This is a genomic window from Cedecea sp. FDAARGOS_727 (assembly GCF_012273235.1).
Taxonomy (GTDB): domain Bacteria; phylum Pseudomonadota; class Gammaproteobacteria; order Enterobacterales; family Enterobacteriaceae; genus Cedecea; species Cedecea davisae.
Genome location: NZ_CP050966.1, coordinates 3863970 through 3884076, shown reverse-complemented (window position 1 = coordinate 3884076; position 20107 = coordinate 3863970). Strand labels below are relative to the sequence as shown.

Sequence of the window (20107 nt, the reverse complement as noted above, 5' to 3'; positions counted from 1 at the left end):
TATTTGCTGGAGCGCCACTATGTCTGGATCGCCGCTGCCGACCATCGTCGCTTCGGGAATGTCCCATCCCCGGGGGGATGAGGTTACCTTTCATCACCATTTACAGGGGCAATTGAGCATTGCGCTGCAAGGCACCATCAGGCTGCAAACAGAAAGCGGATGGTGGCTGGCAACGCCGGGTAATGGCATCTGGGTGCCGCCGGGGGTTCCACACAGGGCTGTGTATGCCGAGCAATCGCGGCTCATTAATCTGCGCTTTGCCGGAGGGTTTGAGAGCCAGTTGCCTCAGCTTTGCACGCTGGTAGTGGCGTCTACGCTATTAACCGAACTGGCGAAAGAGGCGCTGGCTATTTACGAAACGGGCGAAGCTGACGCTCAGCTCGAGCCTATTTCGCAGTTAATTCACTTTCAGATCCGTAAACATATGCTGAAAGTGGAGCTGTTTGTGGCCGAAGGGAAGGATAAGCGCTTGAGGATAATCACTCAGTTGCTCAGGGAAGATCCGGCCTGCAATAAGACCCTTGATCAACTGGCCGCGGAGGCATTTACCAGCCCACGGACGCTCGGCAGGCTGTTTGAGAATGAAACCGGCATGAGCTTTACCCGCTGGCGCGAGCGGCTGAGGATGATCGGTGCCGTAGAAAAATTGGTTAATGGTGAGCCCATCATCCGGGTGGCCGGAGATATGGGCTATCAAAGTGCCAGCAGCTTTACTACCGCTTTTACCCGAATAATCGGCTCACCGCCTGCACGTTACCTTAAAGCGACCTTAGGGCCAGATAAGAGCTGACGCCGGGTAACGGCCGCAGCGCCCAGCGCGAGCATCATCACAACTTCCACGGCCAGGAAGCCAATCATCGCCAGCGAATAATCCCCGCTTTGCTGGTGCAAATGCAGGAATAACGCCCCGAGAATGGCAGGCCCAAGGCCCAGAGCCGACTGCTGTAAAGTGCTGAGGATGGCGCTCGCCGCTCCGGCATCATTTAGCTCGATGTCACGCATCCCGATGCGGTAGAAACTGTTGACTATCAGCGCCTGCCCGTAGCCCACCACCAGCGTAGCAGGCGCAATGGCCAGCGGCCCGGCATGAACGCCAAAGTGATAAAGCGTTGCTATCAGCCCCAGCAGGCCAGCCACCTGAATGGCTACCCCGCTAAGCAAAATCGTGCTTAGCGAATGGCGAACAATCAGCTTTGGCGCAAACCAGGCCGAGACAAAATAAGAGATACCCATAGCGATAAAACTGTTGCCCGACTGCCAGGGTACCATGCCCATTCCAGACTGCAACGTCAGCGCCATGCAGAACATAAAGCCCGACCAGCAGGTGAAGAACAGCAGCGCAATCAGCAAGCCGAAGCGAATGCTGCCCAGTTTGAGCAGGCGCGGCGGCAATAGAGGCTGCAAGCCGCGCTGCTGCTGGTTAAGCGCGCCAACGCGCATCAGATAGCCCAGCGGGAGCGTCGCCGCCAGCATCAGTTGCAGCTGCCACGGCCAATGTAGCTCCGGTCCGAGCGCCATCGGGAACAGCAGGCAGCAGAGCATCAGCGCCAGAGTCAATGTGCCCTGCCAGTCGATACGAGAATGAGCGTCACTCCGGGTTTCGGGAATATAGAAACGGCTAAGCAGCAGCACCAGCAGGCAAATCGGCACGTTAATAAAGAAAGCGTTACGCCACCCCAGCCCGGCAATATCCGCCGAGACCAGCCAGCCGCCGCCCATCTGGCCGATAATAAACGCGATACCGCCTATTCCGCCGTAGAGACTAATGGCGCGGGCGTGCGCCGTCCCCTTCAATGTAACGTGCAGCGTGGCGAGGATCTGTGGCACGATAAGCGCTGCCCCCATACCCTGAAGCGTGCGCGCCGCCAGCAGTTCGCTTACCGACCCGGCTATCCCGCATAGCAAAGAAGCAATGCCGAACAAGGCCACGCCCCAAAGCAAAATGCGCCGCCGGCCGTGGTTGTCGCCCAGCTTGCTGCCTACCGCCAGGCTAACGGCAAACGCCACGCCGTACAGCGCCACAATTAGCTCCAGCTGGGTCGGCGTGGTGCCGAGTGACTGGGTAATAGAGTCCAGCGCAACGTTGGTTATCGAGGTGTCGATTAGCGGCAGCATCTGGCCCGTTAACAACAGCACCAGGCCAGCGCGGCCGGGTGAAACAGGCGAATTATTCATCAGGGACTCCATTGCATAGTTCGGGATACCGACGTAGCATTCCTGATAATTTAACCGGGTACCAGTTCCTGCTTATACTGGTACTGGCACTACTATTCTGGAGTATTTGTGATGCTGCTCACTCAACCGGAGATGCGAACCGGCCCGCTGGACGACAGTCGAAAAATGCTGGCGCTGTTTTTACGCACCCGGCGCGAAAGCCTCGATCCCCAGCGGCTCGGCCTGCCGCGCAGCGGGCGGCGGCGGACGCCGGGCCTGAGGCGTGAAGAAGTTGCGCTACTCGCCGACATCGGCGTGACCTGGTATACCTGGCTTGAGCAGGGGCGTGAGGTAAACCCTTCTTCCGTCGCCATGGCGGCCATTGCCAGCGCGCTCCAGTGCTCCCCGGCGGAAACCCGCCACCTGTTTATTCTCGCCGGATTACCGCCTTCCGAAGCGCCCGCGGCGGCCCAATGTGAAAACCTCAGCCACGCCTCGCGCCGCATGCTGGACGCGCTGATGCCCAACCCGGCCAGTATTCAGAAGCCAAACTTTGACATCCTTGGCTATAACACGCACTTTTGCCGCCTGATGGGCGTTAATCTTGACGACGTTGAGCCGGAACATCGCAACTGTATTTATCAGTATCTGACCAATGAAACCTGGCGCAGCCGGGTAGACTGCAATGAAGATGTGCTCCCGAAGTTCGTGGGCTGGTTCAGGGCGGGAATAACCGAGTATCGGGGCGATCCCCGCTGGGAGGCGCTGCTGGAGCAGTTTTTCAGCGTCTCGCCGGCTTTCCGGACGCTCTGGGAGCAGCGCTACGAAATTCGCAATATTGAAAACCACATTAAGCACTATACACACCCGCAGATTGGCACTTTCGGTATGCAGCAGGTTAACTGGTATTCGGCCCCGCGCGACGGCTCGCGCCTGCTGGTTTATTTACCGGTAGATGAAGTTGGAGAGCGCGCTTTGCGGCTATTTTCGGAATTGAAAGACGTTTAGCGATCCGCGCCGGGGCCAAATCGTTTCTGCACTGACCTTTAGACGACAAATCCCGGCATTTTTTTTGATTTAAGAATAACCTCAGGGAAACCCGCCCCGCCCGCAGAGATTGACCAAAGAATGAAATTTATGCCACGGCGAAATAGTTAAATTTATCAAATAAATTCAAAAAATTAGCCTTATTTCACTGTTTATCGCCGCCGTTAGCCAAACCGCCGTTCAATTTTACAACAGGCAAAAATTCCCCTTCGCCCTCACGGCGTGAAACATGCATCCGGCTTATAGGTTACTCAGGTGTTATCTCGCCATTGAATTGTTAACCAGGCTATGTAAAATCACGCTACTATGCTGAAACCACGTAAATTCCTTTAACGCGACGAGCCGATAAAGCCGTTGCACGGTTTTGCGTGGCCGTATCTCACGTCGTGGACCATTTTCCTGTGCGGCGCTCCTGGCATCCCGCGGCGGTTGGGTTTTAACCTTTTTCTCAGGGAACGTCTCAATGAAATTGCGAAGCCTGTTAGTCCTTCTTGTTGTCACTACGGTTGTCGGCTGCAAAGCGCCACCGCCTAAGATGACCGACGACACCATTGTGACCAGCACGGTGAACGGCGTCACCCTTACACACCGCTATATTGTCGAAGCTCCTGGCGAATTTACGCCGGTTGATGCCAGCTATCGCGCACTTTACCCCGGCTCCATTATGAGCAAACCTGACTTTAGCGGTAAGGTGATTGGCCAGCTTGAAAACGGCCAGAGTTATACGGTACTTGGCGAAGTTGAAAATCATTGGTTCGCTATAGCCGAGCAGGATAAGCAGGAGCTGCTGGGCTACGTTCCGCTAAGAGCGCTGGTAAAAAGCGAGCTGTACGCCCAGACTCTGAAAAAAGATCGCCCACGCCCGCGTCGCGCATCAAAAAAATCAACCTGCGTTGCGGTAGATGACAAAAGCAAAGCGTGCCAGAACGCGGATAGCGGAACCTGGATTATTAATTAAGCTTCCCGCAGGGGAAGCTGATAAAAAGTTGTTTCCGTGAGAGCACGGCGACGGTCGGCCGGGCAGTCTGAGCAGGCATTGATTGTAGCCCTCCCCCCTACACACAGGCTAACAAGGATTTTTATGAAACTCTGGCTTTCGGGTATGGCGCTGCTGTTTGCCTCCACTACCGTTTGGGCAGGGAACTACCGCATCGTTCAATCCCCGTCACAGAAGCTGGACGTCTGGATAGACAACGTCAAAAGCAACTCTCCGCAAAGCTGGTGCGGCAGTGAACTCCCGCTGCGCATCGTGGCCAACGGCGATAAAAACCCTCAGGTTCTGAAAAGCTTTATGCCCCGCCTTGGGGTTTTGCTGGAAAACCAATGCAGCGAGATTGAGCGCGTAAACTGGCAGCTGGAAGATACCGGCGGCACCACCGTCGCCCACGGTACGGCCAGCAAAGCTAAAGATTGGGAGCTCTCGGTTGACTCGCAGCTCTCTTCCCTTGCCGCTACCAGCGAGCGCCCTGAAGATCTTTCTACGCCGTTGGACCGCACGCCGTGGCTGGAATTTACCCTGCAGGATGGCTGCCATTTGCGCACCTTCTGGCAGGGCGATGCCAGCAGCAGCGCGCTGTTTATTCCGAGTAAAGTAAACGGCAAATGTGAAAAGGGCGGCTGGCTAAACGGCAGCAGCGAAGTGGTGCAAAACGCCAGCAACGGCGCACAAAAGCGCATGACGATGTCCTTTGTACACGGTTTCCCGGTGAGCGGCCTTAATCCGGCGGCAGATGCCGACAGCCTGCTTATCACCAGCGTGAATAATGAGCGTATGGTGGTCAGCAATGAGCATGCCCCGCAGAGCTGGCTGATTTTGCCCTACCGCCCGGAAATTAACGGCTGGAAAACCAGCGGCACCGTCGCCGTCGAAGTGCCTCGCGACATGGCTCTCGATGAACAACGCCTCCAGGCGAGGCTAAACGACGTGCGTAAGCTATGGGCTGGCTGGCTGACGCCCAATACCACCATTACGCTGGTGTTGATCGAGTCTCTGCATCCGCAGCTGCGCGATCCGGCAGCCGGTGCGTGGCGCGTCCAAAAATAATCATTTTGCATGTTGCACGATTTCGCGCAGAGAACATCATGACAGATAACGATTTTATTCCCAAAGTGCCCAACGCCCTGCCGCCAGGCTATCGCTTTGATGAATTCGAAATTCAGGAAGCTATCGACGCCAGCATGACCAGCATTCTGTATCGGGCGTGGGATAGCCAGCTCGAGCGGATAGTCGCGATTCGCGAATACATGCCCAAAGCCTACGTCACGCGCAATGACGTAATGGAACTGGTGCTGCACAGCGAGCGCGATCATCTGGTGTTTGCTACCGGGCTGAACGAATTTATCCAGGAAGCGCGCCAGCTGGCGCATTTTAATCACCCCAATCTGCCTCAGGTATTACGGGTCTGGAGCGATAATAATACCGCCTATCTGATTACGCTTTTCTACAGCGGAGTGAGCCTCGACGAACTGCAAAAACAGCAACCTTCGGTCATCAATGAGGCATGGATCCGCCGCATGCTGCCGATGTTATGCGGCGCGCTGGCCACACTTCATTCGGCGGATCACCTGCACCGTAATGTGTCGCTAAAGAGCATTCTGATTCAGGATAACGGGTTGCCTATTCTGCTCAATGCCGGGGCTACGCGCCGCTGCCAGGGGGCTTCTCTCGATGAGGGCAACACCTTGCTCCATCCCGGTTTCGCCCCGCTGGAGCAATACACCGGCGATTTGGCAAGCCAGCTTGGCCCGTGGACCGATATCTACGCTGTTGGCGCGGTGCTTTACACGCTGATTGTCGGCAGCGCGCCTCCGGCAAGCGTCGCCCGCAGCATCCAGGACAGTTGCCTGATCCTCGCGGAAAATCACCCTGAAGGTTATTCGCTTAATCTATTGCAGGCGATAGATAAGGCGCTTTCGCTCAAACCGGAAGACAGACCCCAATCCATCGATGAGTTCGCCGCGCTGCTGGATATCCCGGTTGGCGACGTGCGTGAACTGGTGAGCAATAAAAAAACCGGCACCGCGCTGGTCGCCGTTGAAGAGCCGGAAACCGCGACTTCCCTTCCACTTTGGCAGCGCCACCGGTCAACGCTGCAAACTGCCGCTGCCGCCGTCGCTGGCCTGGTGGTTGGCGCTCTGCTATTTGGCCGGAGCCCGGAGCCTGCCGCGCCGCAGGTGAGTTCAGCCGAGCCTGTTGTCGCCGCCAGCACAGCGCCTGCCAGCCCGGCACCTGTCGCCGCCGCTCCTGACGGCTCGGTTGCGCGGATTTATATCCGCATGAACGACGGTGAGCAGTTGCTGATTAATGGTAAAGAGCAAAAAGTCACGCCTGCGGCCAACGGTTTCGCCTCATTACAGCTACCCGCCGGGAAGTACCTGCTGACGCTTAGCGGCGGCGAGCAAACAAGAAAGCAAACCATCGTGGTGGCGAACCCCGGCACCTGGTTGGTTAATCCGCAGGGGTGATGATTCGCCACCCGACTTTTTACTCAGCCCCGCATGCGGGGCTTTTTTACGCCGGTAAATAGTCTGGATTTTGCTATTTTGCCACCCACACCCCGCGAAATTCGGAAAATTCAGCTAAGGTTTTCAGAGGGTTGATCGCAACTTACTTTCGTTGCGTCCCGTTAAGGAGATTTCAAGATGACAAAACCCGTTTTGCGCCGATCCCACACGCTATTTCTTGCCGTCCAGGTGGCGCTTACCGGCGCCGTTTTTAGCTTCACGCCGCTTACCGTTAATGCCGCTGAAGAGAGCAAGCCTCAAACCCAGCCCCAGGGGCCTGATGAGCTATTTGGCCCGCTGTTTGTTGATGTTCAAACGGCAAAACTGTTCCCGGATCAGAAAACCTTTGCCGATGCGGTGCCCAAAGGCGACCCGCTGATGATCCTTGCCGATTATCGCATGCAGCGGCGGCTCTCCGGGTTCGATTTACGTCATTTTGTGGAGGTTAACTTTATTCTGCCTCAGGAGCCTGAGAAGTACGTTCCTCCTGCCGGGCAAAGCCTGCGCGAGCATATTGACGGGCTGTGGCCGATACTTACGCACCCGGCGGACAACGTGACTAAATGGGACTCTTTGCAGCCGCTTCCGAAGCAGTATGTGGTTCCCGGCGGGCGCTTTCGCGAGGTTTATTATTGGGACAGCTACTTTACCCTGCTTGGCCTGGCGGAAAGCGGCCAGTGGGATAAAGTACAGGATATGGTGGACAACTTCGCCCACGAAATTGATAGCTGGGGACATATTCCTAACGGCAACCGCAGCTACTACCTGAGCCGCTCCCAGCCGCCGTTTTTCGCGATGATGGTCGAACTGCTGGCGCAGAAGAAAGGCGATGAGGTCTACAGCACTTATCTGCCGCAGCTGAAACAGGAATATGCTTACTGGATGGAAGGCGCAGACGCCCTGAAGCCGGGGGAAGCCCACGAACGGGTGGTAAAACTTAAAGATGGCTCTCTGCTGAACCGTTACTGGGATGACAAAGACACGCCGCGCCCGGAAGCTTACCTCGATGACGTCGCCACTGCGAAAAATACCCCAGCCAGACCGGCAACCGAGATTTATCGCGACCTGCGGGCCGCCGCGGCCTCGGGGTGGGACTTTAGTTCGCGCTGGATGGATAACCCGGCCCAGCTCGGCACCATTCGCACCACCAGCATTGTGCCGGTTGATTTGAACGCCCTGCTCTACCAGCTCGAACAAACTCTCGCTCACGCAAGCCTGATAGCGAAAGATGACGCCGCCGCGAATACCTATAAGCAAGCAGCAGCCGCTCGTCAAAAAGCTATTGAAGCAAACTTGTGGAATGCAAAAGAAGGCTGGTACGCAGACTATGATCTTAAAAGCCATAGCGTGCGTAATCAGCTAACCGCCGCGGCATTATTCCCACTTTATGTTCATGCGGCTTCCCAGGAGCGGGCGGACAAAGTGGCTAAAGCAACGCGCCAGTCTCTGCTCAAAGCCGGCGGCCTGGCCACCACCAGCGTCAAAACGGGCCAGCAGTGGGATGCGCCAAACGGCTGGGCGCCGCTGCAATGGGTCGCAACCGAAGGCTTACAGAACTATGGGCATAAAGACCTGGCGCTGGAAGTCAGCTTCCGCTTCCTGAACAACGTGCAGCAGGTTTATAACAGCGAGCAGAAGCTGGTTGAGAAATATAATGTGTCCACAGCAGGAACCGGCGGCGGCGGCGGTGAATACCCTCTTCAGGACGGATTCGGCTGGACCAACGGCGTCACCCTGAAGATGCTGGATTTACTCTGCGGCACGCAAAAACCCTGCGACAACGCCCCGGATAAATTACCTTCCGCAACTCCGGGGCCGGTAACAGACGCGGCTGCCGGGAAGCCTGCCGCGACTACGGAAGCGGCTCCCACCCGTTAATAATACGGCGGCTGCGGCCGCCTTTTCCTTCCTGAACTATTTCATTTTCAACAATCAGTGGCCTAAATCACCAATCATTTCATGGACTTTACGCGCAAAAAAGATCATAACTTCGCTTGAATGAGATAATAATAACGATAATAATTCGCATTCGAAATCGCATGTAGATACTTTGCGCTTTCCCGCCTTCCGGCACGGCGGTGGAATTCCATCAGGATGATGACCCCAATACTTCCCTGGACAAATAAAATGATAAAGGCTTTTACCGTAAAGCGCTCCGCTTTACTCTGCGCGCTCGCCCTCATCGCCCCTGCATCCGCGCTGGCTGAAGAGACCCTGGTTGTCACGGCGAAACCCGCCGATACCGCTACCTCCCCAACGCTCGGCTACACCGCTACCACCACCCGCGGCGCAACAAAAACCGATGAGCCGCTGATAACTACCGGGCAAAGCATCTCCGTGGTCACCCGTCAGCAGATGGAAGACCAGGGCGCGATGACGATTAACAGCGCCCTTAACTACACGCCGGGCGTGTTCACCGGCTTCTCCGGCGGTGCAACCCGCTACGATACCGTTGCGCTGCGCGGATTCCACGGCGGCGACGTCAACAATATCTTCCTCGACGGCCTGCGCCTGATGAGCGATGCGGGCAGCTTTAACGTCGTTCAGGTCGACCCGTGGTTCCTTGAGCGCCTCGACGTGATTAAAGGCCCTTCTTCCGCGCTCTACGGCCAGACCGTGCCGGGCGGCCTGGTGATGGAAACCTCTAAGCGCCCACAGTTTGTTGAAGAAGGCCACGTACGGGCGATGTACGGCAACCACAATACCAACGGCACCGCTTTCGATTACACCAACGCCATCAACGACCAGTGGGCCTTCCGTATTACCGGCCTGACCAAAAATAGCGATACCCAATACGAAAACACCCGCGACGAACGCTACGCTATTTCACCTTCTTTGCTGTGGCAGCCGGATGATGCAACTTCGCTGGTGCTGAGAGCTTATCTGGAAAAAGATCCTTCAGGCGGTTACCACGGCTCGGTGCCGGGAGACGGCAGCCTGTACACCACCACCGGGCGCAAGCTTGATACCGGCTTCTCCGACGTGCAGCCCGGCGATGACGCCTTCAAGCGCCACCAGCAGATCTACAGCTATGAGTTCGCCCACGCCTTCGACAGCGTATGGTCGTTCCGCTCTAACGCCAGCTATACCCACTCCAACGTAGCGCTGCGCCAGGCTTACCAGATTGGCTGGGCGGATACTCAACACAATGAACTCAACCGCTATTACAGCAGCGAAAACTCATCCCTCGATGCCTGGGCCATCGACAACCAGCTGGAAGCAGACTTCGCCACCGGCGACCTTCAGCATAAAGTTGTGCTGGGCGGCGAATATCATCGATTCACCAACGACCTGACCGACGGTACGGGCTATACCACTAAGCTGAATCCATGGACCGGCGTTTCCGGCGGGGTTGGCGGCTACTATTATTACGATCCGCGCGACACTAGCTACGCGACGATTAATCAGGGGCTGCTGGTGAAATCTGGCCGCCGCCAGTATGAGCAAACCGGGGCGTACCTGCAGGACGAAATGAAGTGGGATCGCTGGCATATGACGCTGTCAGGCCGCTACGACCATCTGACCACCAAAAGCCACCTCGTGGCCCCGGAAATCGACAGCGACGTGACGGACAACCGCAGCGATAATCACTTCAGCGGACGCGCCTCCCTGCTGTATGCCTTCGATAACGGTATTTCGCCTTACGTGAGCTACAGCCAGGCCGTGACGCCGCAGGTGCTTTCCGATGCCCAGGGCAAGCTGCTGAAACCGACAACCGCCGAGCAGTATGAAGCGGGGATTAAATATCAGCCGCTGGGAACCAGCGATCTCTACAGCGCGGCCGTTTACGACCTGACTCAGAAAGACGTCGGCAACCGTAACGTTCAGGGCGGCTACTTTGAGCCTGCCGGGAAGGTTCATTCCCAGGGGCTGGAGCTTGAGGCCCGAACTCAGTTGACCTCTCGCCTGTCCACTATTGCCAGCTATACCCTCAACCGCGTTCGTTACAAAGATGCGATTGACGGCAACGACGGCAACACGCCTTACGTGACCCCAAACCAGATGGCCAGCCTGTGGAGCACGTTCAAAGCAGATTACGGCATCAGTTTCGGGGCTGGTATTCGCTATATTGGCCGCCAGTGGGCCGACAACGAGAATACCCTGCGCGTGCCTTCTACGACCTTATTGGATGCGATGGTTCGCGCCGATATGGGCGCGTGGACGCCGTCGCTGAAAGGCGCGTTTGTGCAGCTTAACGCCACCAACCTGACCGGCCGCGATTATGTTGCAGGCTGCTACGGCACGGGCTATTGCTACTGGGGCGCAGAGCGCTCTGTAATGGCTACCGTTGGCTACGATTTCTAACGCCCGGCGCTAAATGTAAAAACGGCCCCGAAGGGCCGTTTTTTTTATAATGTATGACCCGCTGTTACCGTCGAACCATCCTGAAAATTGCCAGCACAATAATGGCGCCAATCACCGCAACAAAGAAGCTCGGCCAGTTGAAGCCGGTTACCGGCCCGCCAAGGTGCAGCGCGGTTGCCACCCAGCCGCCAACTACCGCACCCACTATCCCAAGAATACAGGTAAGGATAATGCCGCCGCCGTCTTTACCAGGCATAATCAGCTTAGCAACCACACCCGCGATGAGACCAAAAATAATCCAGGCCAGGATACCCATTTTAGAACGTCCTCTTCTATATTGTGAGCGTTAGCAGGCCCGCCCTGACGCCATACGCGTCGAGAAAGCCGCCTGCTGTCAGAATGATTATAGCCCTGTTGGCAAAAAATGTGATGCATCTCACCTGGTTATGCTCATTTTCAGACAAAAAAAATCATAAATTTGTATTAAGTTTTGCCCGGTTTTGCCGATAAGCTTCGATACCACAACCTGAAAACACAACAAGGACTTGAGCCTTGAGTCACTATAACGAGCAGTTTTTGAAGCAGTCCCCTCTGGCTGTATTAGGTGTGCTACGAGACTTACACAAACAGCAGGTTCCTGTCCGGCTTGAATGGTCGAACGGCCAGTTCATCAGCAAAATTCTCGACGTTTCGGCCCAGGGTCTGGTGCTGGACTTCGGTAGCCAGGCGCAGGAAAACCTTTCCGTGCAAAAGGCCACCCACATCGAATTTATCGCCGAAACGCAGGGCGCAAAGGTGGAGTTTTCCCTGCCGGGCCTGAAGGCGATGGAATATCAAAAATTACCGGCGTTTACCACGCCGCTGCCGCCGTCGCTGTGGTTCGTTCAGCGCCGCGAATACTTCCGCATCAGCGCCCCGATGCAGCCGCAATATTACTGCCGTACCGAGCTGCCGGACGGTTCTCAGTTCGCTTTCAGAATGTGCGACCTTTCGCTGGGAGGCCTGGGCGCGCTGGTTGAGGGCGCGCTGCCGCCGGGGCTTTCACCGGGCCTGCGCTTTGGCCGCGTAGAGATGGATCTCGTCGAATGGGGCAAGTTCTATTTTGACATGCAGCTGGTGATGGTGTCGGAGCGTAAAGTGGTGGACAGCAAAAATGAAACCATCTCTACGCCGCGCCTGAGTTTCCGCTTTTTGAACGTCAACCCGGCGGTTGAGCGGGAATTGCAAAAGATTATCTTTTCACTGGAGCGGTCGGCCCGGGAAAAGGCCAACCGCGTTAAATAATCAGATAGCGTTCATGGCCCGCGTCACCTTATACAGGTAGCGCGGAGCCTGCGGCGCAGGGTGATTGGTCTCGATGTGGCGGTAGAACTCGTCCGGGCTGAGCCGGTTTATCTTGTCGATAGCGTCCTGTCGGTCTGAGTCGAAGGTTCTGAGCAGCGCGCCCGCCCCGTTAACGTATGAAACGATCAGCGCATACTGCATCACCTGCGGATCGTTAATCCCTCGCAGAATTCCGTGCTCCAGAATGCTAAGATACGCCGTGCCGATATCAATATTGCGCGCCGGATCTCTCAGTTCGCTGTTGGAGGGCTGCCCGCTAAACCCCTGATTGCGATAAACATCTTTACCGGCAGTCGAGGCTTTGATCTGCATCAGGCCGATGGCGTTCGATCCGCTAACCAGTTGAGGATTGCCGCCGGACTCAACGGCGATAATAGCGGTGATCAGACGCGGGCTTACGCCCCACTGCTGCCCGGACTGCTCGGTGAGCGGCATCCACGTCAGCGCTCGCTGGGTAGGAATGGTCGGGTCCCACGGCGCCTGCTGCTGCGGCGAATGGCTGGAACAGCCGGCAAGAAATAGCACCAGAACGATAAACCATCTTAATTTCACGCATCTATCCTTATTGATATGGCTCGCCATAACGGCGATGACAAGCGCTCTCGATAGCGGCATGATAACCAATTCATATTCAGCAAGGAAATGCCATGTCTCTGATTCATTTAATCGCCCCGTCGGGCTATTGCATCAACCAGCAGGCCGCCGCACGCGGCATCCGCAGGCTTGAAGAGGCCGGGCATCAGGTAGCGAATCAGCAGGCCGTAACGAGACGTTTTCAACGCTTTGCCGGAACCGATAGCGAACGTCTGGCAGAGGTAAATCAGCTGGCCTGCCTGCCGCCGGAGACTGATATTGTGCTGGCGGTGCGCGGCGGTTACGGAGCCAGTCGTCTGCTTGAAAATATTGATTTTGCACGCATTGGTGCCGCGCTGCGCGCCCGCCCGCAGATTATTTGCGGCCATAGCGACTTTACCGCCATTCAGCTTGGACTACTGGCCCAGTGCGGAGCTATCACCTTCAGCGGGCCAATGCTGGCCGGAAACTTCGGCGCTGATGAGGTGGATGAATACACTTTGCGCCATTTCTGGATGGCGATGCGCAACCCGGAGTTCACCGTCACCTGGCAAAGCGATGCCCCGTCAACGCAAGCCGCTGGCACGCTCTGGGGCGGCAATCTTGCGATGCTAATCTCGCTGATCGGCTCTCCCTGGCTGCCGACGATTCAAGGCGGTATCCTGGTGGTTGAGGATATTAATGAGCATCCGTTCCGCGTCGAGCGCATGCTTTTGCAACTGCACCACGCCGGAATACTGGCGCGCCAGAAAGCGATTATTTTAGGAAGCTTTAACGGTACAACGGCAACGGATTATGACGCAGGATATGATTTCGACGAGATGCGCCGTACCCTACAGCAGCGCTTAAGGGTGCCAATTCTCTCCGGGCTGCCGTTTGGTCACGAACCGCAAACCGTAACGCTGCCTCTCGGTGCTTTTGCCGAGCTACAGCACGACGGCCACACCGCCCGCCTGAGCGTTAGCGGCCACCCGGTACTGCGCTAAAGAAAAGAGCTTTAAGCGCCCTTTTTGGGCGTTTAATCCGCAACTTACGTGTTAACCTTTTGCAACACGCTAAACAGAAATATTAGATGAAGGAGAGTGATGATTTTGGACGCAGGGGCGATAGTCAGTCTGTTTATTTTGGGTTCCGTTCTGGTAACTTGCAGTATTTTATTAAGTTCTTTCTCCTCTCGTCTGGGCATCCCCATTCTGGTTATCTTCCTGGCTATCGGCATGCTGGCCGGTATTGATGGTCTGGGCGGTATCCCGTTTGATAATTATCCCTTCGCTTATCTGATAAGTAACCTGGCGCTGGCAGTTATCCTGCTTGATGGCGGGATGCGCACTCAGGCAAGCTCCTTTCGCGTTGCCCTGGGCCCTGCGCTTTCGCTGGCGACCGTTGGCGTACTCATTACCTCGGGGCTGACCGGCCTTGCCGCAGCCTGGCTGTTTCATCTCAACCTGATAGACGGCTTGCTGATAGGCGCTATCGTCGGCTCTACCGACGCTGCGGCGGTGTTTTCGCTGCTGGGCGGGAAAGGCCTGAACGAGCGCGTGGGCGCTACGCTTGAGATTGAGTCCGGCAGTAACGATCCGATGGCGGTATTTCTTACCATCACGCTGATTGAGATGATCCAGCAGCACCAGACGGGCCTGAGCTGGCTTTTCCTGGTCCATATTATTCAGCAGTTCGGCCTGGGTATTGCGCTCGGCCTCGGCGGCGGCTACCTGCTGTTGCAGATGATTAACCGCATTACCCTGCCCCAGGGGCTGTACCCAATGCTGGCGCTCAGCGGCGGTATCATGGTGTTTGGCGTGACCACGGCCCTGGACGGCAGCGGCATTCTGGCGGTTTATCTCTGCGGCTTTGTGATGGGCAACCGCCCAATCCGCAACCGCTTTGGCATCCTGCAAACCTTCGATGGCCTGGCGTGGATGGCGCAAATCGGTATGTTCCTGGTGCTCGGCCTGCTGGTTAACCCCTCCGACCTGCTGCCGATTGCGGTTCCGGCGCTGCTGCTTTCTGCCTGGATGATTTTCTTTGCCCGCCCGCTTTCCGTTTTTGCCGGACTGCTGCCGTTCCGCGGCTTTAACCTGCGCGAACGTGTGTTTATCAGCTGGGTTGGCCTGCGCGGCGCGGTGCCTATCATTCTTGCGGTTTTCCCGATGATGGCCGGGCTGGATAACGCTCGTCTGTTCTTCAACGTGGCATTCTTCGTGGTACTGGTTTCCCTCCTGCTTCAGGGCACATCCCTTGGCTGGGCGGCCAAAAAAGCGAAAGTAGTGGTGCCGCCCGTCGGCTGGCCAGTTTCCCGCGTAGGGCTGGATATTCATCCTGATAACCCGTGGGAGCAGTTTGTTTACCAGCTTAGTGAAGAGAAATGGTGCGTGGGCGCGGCGTTACGCGACCTGCATATGCCCAAAGAGACGCGAATCGCGGCGCTGTTCCGGGATAACGCCCTGCTGCACCCGACGGGCAGCACCCGGCTGCGCGAAGGTGATGTGCTCTGCGTCATCGGCCGGGAACGTGACCTGCCTGCGCTCGGCAAGCTATTTAGCCAGTCACCGCCCGTCGATCTCGACCAGCGCTTCTTCGGCGACTTTATTCTGGAAGCCAGCGCGCAGTTCTCTGACGTCGCGATGATTTACGGCCTGACGCTGGACGAGACCGTTGATACTCAGCAGTCGCTGGGTGACTTTGTTCTTGGCATGCTGGGCGGTGCGCCGGTCGTGGGTGACCAGGTAGAGTTTGCCGGAATGATTTGGACGGTTGCCGAAAAAGAAGACAATCTGGTGCGCAAAATTGGCGTCCGCGTGATGGAAGAGGAAGAGGAGTAATATCCCCTCGGCCAGCTCGGTCTCAGGAGAAAACGGCACCTACTCTTCCAATAAGGATTTCATTTAGCCCCCTCTCCCTCCCGGGAGAGGGTTCGAGTCACTGACTTACCACCACAGGCACACGCGGCGCTAACGCACACATCAGCTCATAGCCAACGGTTCCCGCCGCGCTGGCAACATCGTCAATCTTGACGTTTCTCCCCCACAGTTCAACCGGGCTGCCGATCCCCGCCTGCGGGCAAGGGGTGAGATCTACGGTTATCATATCCATCGAAACTTTACCCACCACGCGGGTCATCACGCCGTCTACCATAATCGGCGTTCCATCCGGAGCGATGCGTGGATAACCGTCCGCGTAGCCGCCGGCGACGATGCCGATTCGCTGCTCGCCGCCTGCGGTATAACGGCTGCCGTAGCCTACTGTATCCCCGGATTTTAGATTCTGAACGCCAATAATTTCGCTGCTCAAAGTCATCACAGGCTGAATGCCGCTGGTGGCAACGTCCTGCCACTGGCCGCTCGGGGAGGCGCCATAAAGGATAATGCCGGGGCGAACCCAGTCAAAATGCGCTTCGGGGTGCCACAGGGTCGCCGCCGAGTTAGAAAGCGAGCGCGGGGCGTCGATGCCTTCCGCAGCCTGCTCTATGCGCTTCATCGGCTCGATGATGCCTTCCGGCAGTTCCGCATCGGCAAAGTGCGCCATCAGCGTAAGCTGCCCAACGTTGTCAACGGAACGCAGTTTCTGCCAGATGCCGTGAACGCGGTCCGGCGTAAAGCCAAGGCGATTCATCCCGCTGTTGATTTTAAGGTAGACATCCAGCGGCGCGCTTAACTTCGCGTTCGCCAGGGCCTTCACCTGCCAGTTGCTGTGCAGGCTGGTGGTCAGCCGGTACTTATCAAACAGTTCGAGCTCGTCGGCGTGGAAGAAGCCTTCCAGCATCAGAATTGGCCCCTTCCAGCCGCGCTCACGCAGCAGGATAGCTTCTTCGAGGTTAAGCATCGCAAAACCATCGGTAGCGCCAAGCGCGGACCAAATTCTGTCCAGGCCGTGCCCATAGGCATTGGCCTTCACGACCGACCAGACCCGGGAATGAGGCGCGGCTCTGCGCACCACATCGAGATTATTGCGCAGCGCGCTGAGACTCAGCGTCGCCACCACAGGACGGGACATGACTGCTCCTTTTAATTATGTGCGCCGTGAAGATGTTGAGCACCTGACGGCGTAAAGCCCGGCGCATAGCGTGCGACACCCAGATCTTCACTCGGGATAGCCGGAGTACGCCCGGAGATCAGGTCACTCAGCATCTGGCCGGAGCCGCAGGCCATGGTCCAGCCAAGCGTGCCGTGGCCGGTGTTGAGCCACAGATTTTTAAACGGCGTACGGCCTACAACCGGCGTGCCGTCCGGCGTCATCGGTCGCAGGCCGGTCCAGAATGTCGCCTGCTCTACATGCCCGCCGCGCGGATACAGGTCGCGCACCACCATCTCCAGCGTTTCACGGCGAGGTTGCAACAGTTTGGTATTAAAGCCGACGATTTCCGCCATGCCGCCGACGCGGATTCGATTATCAAAGCGGGTAATGGCGATTTTGTAAGTTTCATCGAGGATAGTCGAGACCGGTGCGCCCTGCTCGTCGGCAATGGGAATAGTAAGAGAGTAGCCTTTTAGCGGGTACACCGGAATGTCGACAATCCCCTTGAGCAGCCCGGTGGAATAAGAGCCGAAGGCCACGACGTAGGCATCTCCCTTCACTACTTCCTGCCCGCACTGTACGCCTGAAATCTGCTGATTTTCACACAACAGACGGTCAACAGGCGTATTGAAACGGAACTCAACGCCCGCCTCCGCCGCCATGCGCGCAAGATTTTGGGTAAACAACTGGCAGTCACCGGTTTCATCATTGGGTAAGCGCAGCCCGCCGGTGAGCTTGTGGGCGACATCCGCCAGCGCCGGTTCAACCCGATTCAGCTGGCTGGCTTCCAGCAGTTCATACGGCACCCCAGCCTCTTCCAGCACGGCGATATCTTTTGCCGCGCTCTCATACTGCTGCGCGGTGCGGAACAGCTGCAACGTGCCGCCCTGGCGGCCTTCATACTGAATGCCGGTGCTGTGACGTAGCTCTTTCAGGCAGTCTCGACTGTATTCCGCGAGGCGCACCATGCGGCCTTTATTTTCCATGTAGTGACGGGTGTCGCAGTTGCGCAGCATCTGCCACATCCATTTGAGCTGAAACTGCGTGCCGTCGAGGCTGATGGCCAGCGGAGCATGGCGCTGGAACATCCACTTGATGGCTTTTAGCGGTACGCCAGGAGCCGCCCACGGCGCTGCGTAACCCGGTGAGATTTGCCCTGCATTGGCGGCGCTGGTTTCCTGCGCCGGACCTGATTCGCGATCGATGACGGTGACTTCATGCCCGGCCTGACGTAAATACCAGGCGCTTGCCACGCCGACAACACCACTTCCCAGCACCACAACACGCATATCTGCTCCGCATTTAGCTAAAAGAATAATCTTCTGATTACATATTGATAACTCAGTTGAAAATGTTATTCAACATACGGCTTTATTATGGTGACTAAACTCACATCTTTGCCCGCCAGGACTGGCACGGGATAATTAGCATCTCCTGCGAGGGAAAATATTTTCGCCAAAATAAAATGCTGGGCATGCGGCTGAAATCGCGTCATCGGGATCGATAAATCGTGCAGAAAAAATTTTACTTGTCGGCGCTATCTTTCAGGAGTTGTCTATTCTTGAAAGTGAGGCTTTCCATCCAGAGAGAGCCGTAAACAATGAGGGCGCGCTGATGGCTACCGTAACTGATTTCGCCACAAAGGATCCCAACCGTCTGAGTGACGGCCCCGACTGGACGTTCGAGCTACTGGACATCTACCTGGCCGAGATTGACCGGGTAGCAAAGCTTTACCGGCTCGACACCTATCCCCATCAAATTGAAGTGATTACCTCGGAACAAATGATGGACGCCTACTCCAGCGTCGGGATGCCGATTAATTACCCGCACTGGTCTTTTGGCAAGAAATTCATCGAAACCGAGCGCCTGTATAAGCACGGGCAGCAGGGGCTGGCGTATGAAATCGTCATCAACTCTAACCCTTGTATCGCTTACCTGATGGAGGAGAACACCATCACCATGCAGGCACTGGTCATCGCCCACGCCTGCTACGGCCATAACTCATTCTTTAAAAACAACTATCTGTTCCGCAGCTGGACCGATGCCAGCTCGATTATCGACTACCTTATTTTTGCCAAAAATTACATTACCCAATGCGAAGAACGTTACGGGGTGGATGAAGTTGAGCGCCTGCTTGATTCCTGCCACGCGCTGATGAACTACGGCGTTGACCGCTATAAGCGCCCGCAGAAGATTTCGCTGCAGGAAGAGAAAGCTCGCCAGAAGAGCCGGGAAGAGTATCTGCAAAGCCAGGTGAACACGCTGTGGCGTACCCTGCCGCGTAAGGAAGAAGAGAAAACCGCCGAGTCCGCCCACCGCTTCCCTTCAGAGCCGCAGGAGAACCTGCTGTACTTTATGGAGAAGAATGCGCCGCTGCTCGAACCGTGGCAGCGCGAGATCCTGCGCATCGTGCGTAAGGTAAGCCAGTATTTCTATCCGCAGAAGCAGACCCAGGTGATGAACGAAGGCTGGGCGACCTTCTGGCATTACACCATCCTCAACCATCTTTATGATGAAGGAAAAGTCAGCGAGCGTTTTATGCTGGAGTTTCTCCACAGCCATACCAACGTGGTGTTCCAGCCGCCCTACAATAGCCCGTGGTACAACGGCATTAACCCATATGCCCTTGGCTTCGCGATGTTCCAGGACATTAAACGAATTTGCCAGACGCCTACCGAAGAAGACCGTTACTGGTTCCCGGATATCGCCGGTAAAGACTGGCTGGAAACTCTGCATTTTGCGATGCGCGACTTCAAGGATGAAAGCTTTATCAGCCAGTTCCTGTCGCCCAAGCTGATGCGCGATTTCCGCCTGTTTACCGTGCTGGACGACGACCGCAATAACTATCTCGAGATTGCGGCTATCCATAACGAAGAAGGCTACCGCGAGATCCGCGCCCAGCTTTCGGCTCAGTACAACCTCAGCAATCTTGAGCCGAATATTCAGGTGTGGGATGTGGATCTGCGCGGTGACCGTTCGCTAACGCTGCGCTATATCCCACATAACCGCGCGCCGCTGGACAAAGGCCGTAAAGAAGTGCTCAAGCATGTGCATCGCCTGTGGGGGTTTGACGTGATTATGGAGCAGCAAAACGCGGATGGCAGCGTGGAGTTGCTTGAGCGTTGCCCGCAGCGAACGTCGCTTTAAGAGACAAAAAAAACGCTTC

At 56.4% G+C, this 20107-nt stretch carries 16 protein-coding genes; 11 read left to right on the top strand and 5 right to left on the bottom strand.

Features of this window, described 5'->3' with window-relative positions; translation table 11 throughout:
• Nucleotides 1-19 precede the first annotated feature (19 nt).
• Complete coding sequence (locus FOC35_RS18365; protein ID WP_254065307.1) at nucleotides 20-790, top strand: AraC family transcriptional regulator; 771 nt, start codon at nucleotides 20-22, stop codon at nucleotides 788-790.
• On the opposite strand, the gene FOC35_RS18360 is transcribed toward FOC35_RS18365, so the two are convergent.
• Nucleotides 754-2175 carry an MFS transporter gene (locus FOC35_RS18360; protein WP_172569742.1) on the bottom strand — a complete coding sequence of 474 codons (1422 nt, stop codon included), beginning with the start codon at nucleotides 2173-2175 and terminating at the stop codon, nucleotides 754-756. The genes FOC35_RS18365 and FOC35_RS18360 overlap by 37 nt on opposite strands.
• Before the next feature lie 111 nt (nucleotides 2176-2286).
• Between FOC35_RS18360 and FOC35_RS18355 the strand changes: the two genes are divergently transcribed.
• The 6 genes from FOC35_RS18355 to FOC35_RS18330 all read left to right on the top strand — a co-directional run bounded on the left by FOC35_RS18355 (nucleotide 2287) and on the right by FOC35_RS18330 (nucleotide 11010).
• Nucleotides 2287-3162, top strand: coding sequence for a helix-turn-helix transcriptional regulator (locus FOC35_RS18355; RefSeq protein ID WP_172569741.1), 876 nt, complete (start codon nucleotides 2287-2289; stop codon nucleotides 3160-3162).
• A gap of 502 nt (nucleotides 3163-3664) precedes the next feature.
• Nucleotides 3665-4159: an SH3 domain-containing protein gene (locus tag FOC35_RS18350; protein ID WP_172569740.1), complete on the top strand. Its 495-nt coding sequence runs from the start codon at nucleotides 3665-3667 to the stop codon at nucleotides 4157-4159.
• A gap of 123 nt (nucleotides 4160-4282) precedes the next feature.
• The gene (locus tag FOC35_RS18345; protein ID WP_016536855.1) at nucleotides 4283-5245 is read left to right on the top strand and encodes a hypothetical protein; all 963 of its coding nucleotides are present in this window, start codon (nucleotides 4283-4285) and stop codon (nucleotides 5243-5245) included.
• Nucleotides 5246-5283: 38 nt separating this feature from the next.
• The gene (locus tag FOC35_RS18340) at nucleotides 5284-6666 is read left to right on the top strand and encodes a protein kinase (protein WP_172569739.1); all 1383 of its coding nucleotides are present in this window, start codon (nucleotides 5284-5286) and stop codon (nucleotides 6664-6666) included.
• A gap of 177 nt (nucleotides 6667-6843) precedes the next feature.
• On the top strand, nucleotides 6844-8583 hold the full coding sequence (gene treA, locus FOC35_RS18335; RefSeq protein ID WP_172569738.1) for an alpha,alpha-trehalase TreA: 1740 nt from the start codon (nucleotides 6844-6846) through the stop codon (nucleotides 8581-8583).
• 249 nt (nucleotides 8584-8832) lie between these two features.
• Nucleotides 8833-11010, top strand: a complete 2178-nt coding sequence (locus tag FOC35_RS18330; RefSeq protein ID WP_172569737.1) for a TonB-dependent siderophore receptor — start codon at nucleotides 8833-8835, stop codon at nucleotides 11008-11010.
• Between the two features lie 64 nt (nucleotides 11011-11074).
• Here FOC35_RS18330 and FOC35_RS18325 read toward each other — a convergent pair whose 3' ends face one another.
• On the bottom strand, nucleotides 11075-11326 hold the full coding sequence (locus FOC35_RS18325) for a GlsB/YeaQ/YmgE family stress response membrane protein (protein WP_016536859.1): 252 nt from the start codon (nucleotides 11324-11326) through the stop codon (nucleotides 11075-11077).
• A 236-nt stretch (nucleotides 11327-11562) separates the two neighbouring features.
• Between FOC35_RS18325 and FOC35_RS18320 the strand changes: the two genes are divergently transcribed.
• Nucleotides 11563-12294: a flagellar brake protein gene (locus FOC35_RS18320; protein WP_016536860.1), complete on the top strand. Its 732-nt coding sequence runs from the start codon at nucleotides 11563-11565 to the stop codon at nucleotides 12292-12294.
• On the opposite strand, the gene emtA is transcribed toward FOC35_RS18320, so the two are convergent.
• On the bottom strand, nucleotides 12295-12906 hold the full coding sequence (gene emtA / locus FOC35_RS18315) for a membrane-bound lytic murein transglycosylase EmtA (RefSeq protein ID WP_039898321.1): 612 nt from the start codon (nucleotides 12904-12906) through the stop codon (nucleotides 12295-12297).
• A gap of 95 nt (nucleotides 12907-13001) precedes the next feature.
• Between emtA and ldcA the strand changes: the two genes are divergently transcribed.
• Nucleotides 13002-13913, top strand: coding sequence for a muramoyltetrapeptide carboxypeptidase (gene ldcA, locus FOC35_RS18310; protein WP_172569736.1), 912 nt, complete (start codon nucleotides 13002-13004; stop codon nucleotides 13911-13913).
• A gap of 105 nt (nucleotides 13914-14018) precedes the next feature.
• The gene (locus tag FOC35_RS18305) at nucleotides 14019-15749 is read left to right on the top strand and encodes a potassium/proton antiporter (RefSeq protein ID WP_172570397.1); all 1731 of its coding nucleotides are present in this window, start codon (nucleotides 14019-14021) and stop codon (nucleotides 15747-15749) included.
• Nucleotides 15750-15846: 97 nt separating this feature from the next.
• Here the strand turns inward: FOC35_RS18305 and dadX are convergent, their stop codons facing one another.
• On the bottom strand, nucleotides 15847-16920 hold the full coding sequence (gene dadX / locus FOC35_RS18300) for a catabolic alanine racemase DadX (protein ID WP_172569735.1): 1074 nt from the start codon (nucleotides 16918-16920) through the stop codon (nucleotides 15847-15849).
• An 11-nt stretch (nucleotides 16921-16931) separates the two neighbouring features.
• Nucleotides 16932-18230, bottom strand: a complete 1299-nt coding sequence (locus FOC35_RS18295; RefSeq protein ID WP_016536866.1) for a D-amino acid dehydrogenase — start codon at nucleotides 18228-18230, stop codon at nucleotides 16932-16934.
• Between the two features lie 325 nt (nucleotides 18231-18555).
• On the opposite strand from FOC35_RS18295, the gene FOC35_RS18290 reads away from it, so the two are divergent.
• Entirely contained in the window at nucleotides 18556-20088 is a 1533-nt protein-coding gene (locus FOC35_RS18290) for a SpoVR family protein (protein WP_039898323.1), read from the top strand.
• The last annotated feature ends 19 nt before the right edge of the window (nucleotides 20089-20107 follow it).

Excerpts from the sequence above, each read along its gene's own strand:
- dadX (WP_172569735.1), bottom strand. The coding sequence starts at position 16,920 with ATGTCCCGTCCTGTGGTGGCGACGCTGAGTCTCAGCGCGCTGCGCAAT.
- FOC35_RS18345 (WP_016536855.1), top strand. The coding sequence starts at position 4,283 with ATGAAACTCTGGCTTTCGGGTATGGCGCTGCTGTTTGCCTCCACTACC.
- FOC35_RS18360 (WP_172569742.1), bottom strand. The coding sequence starts at position 2,175 with ATGAATAATTCGCCTGTTTCACCCGGCCGCGCTGGCCTGGTGCTGTTG.
- FOC35_RS18365 (WP_254065307.1), top strand. The coding sequence starts at position 20 with ATGTCTGGATCGCCGCTGCCGACCATCGTCGCTTCGGGAATGTCCCAT.
- FOC35_RS18325 (WP_016536859.1), bottom strand. The coding sequence starts at position 11,326 with ATGGGTATCCTGGCCTGGATTATTTTTGGTCTCATCGCGGGTGTGGTT.
- FOC35_RS18355 (WP_172569741.1), top strand. The coding sequence starts at position 2,287 with ATGCTGCTCACTCAACCGGAGATGCGAACCGGCCCGCTGGACGACAGT.
- FOC35_RS18330 (WP_172569737.1), top strand. The coding sequence starts at position 8,833 with ATGATAAAGGCTTTTACCGTAAAGCGCTCCGCTTTACTCTGCGCGCTC.
- FOC35_RS18290 (WP_039898323.1), top strand. The coding sequence starts at position 18,556 with ATGGCTACCGTAACTGATTTCGCCACAAAGGATCCCAACCGTCTGAGT.
- FOC35_RS18295 (WP_016536866.1), bottom strand. The coding sequence starts at position 18,230 with ATGCGTGTTGTGGTGCTGGGAAGTGGTGTTGTCGGCGTGGCAAGCGCC.
- treA (WP_172569738.1), top strand. The coding sequence starts at position 6,844 with ATGACAAAACCCGTTTTGCGCCGATCCCACACGCTATTTCTTGCCGTC.
- ldcA (WP_172569736.1), top strand. The coding sequence starts at position 13,002 with ATGTCTCTGATTCATTTAATCGCCCCGTCGGGCTATTGCATCAACCAG.
- FOC35_RS18340 (WP_172569739.1), top strand. The coding sequence starts at position 5,284 with ATGACAGATAACGATTTTATTCCCAAAGTGCCCAACGCCCTGCCGCCA.
- FOC35_RS18350 (WP_172569740.1), top strand. The coding sequence starts at position 3,665 with ATGAAATTGCGAAGCCTGTTAGTCCTTCTTGTTGTCACTACGGTTGTC.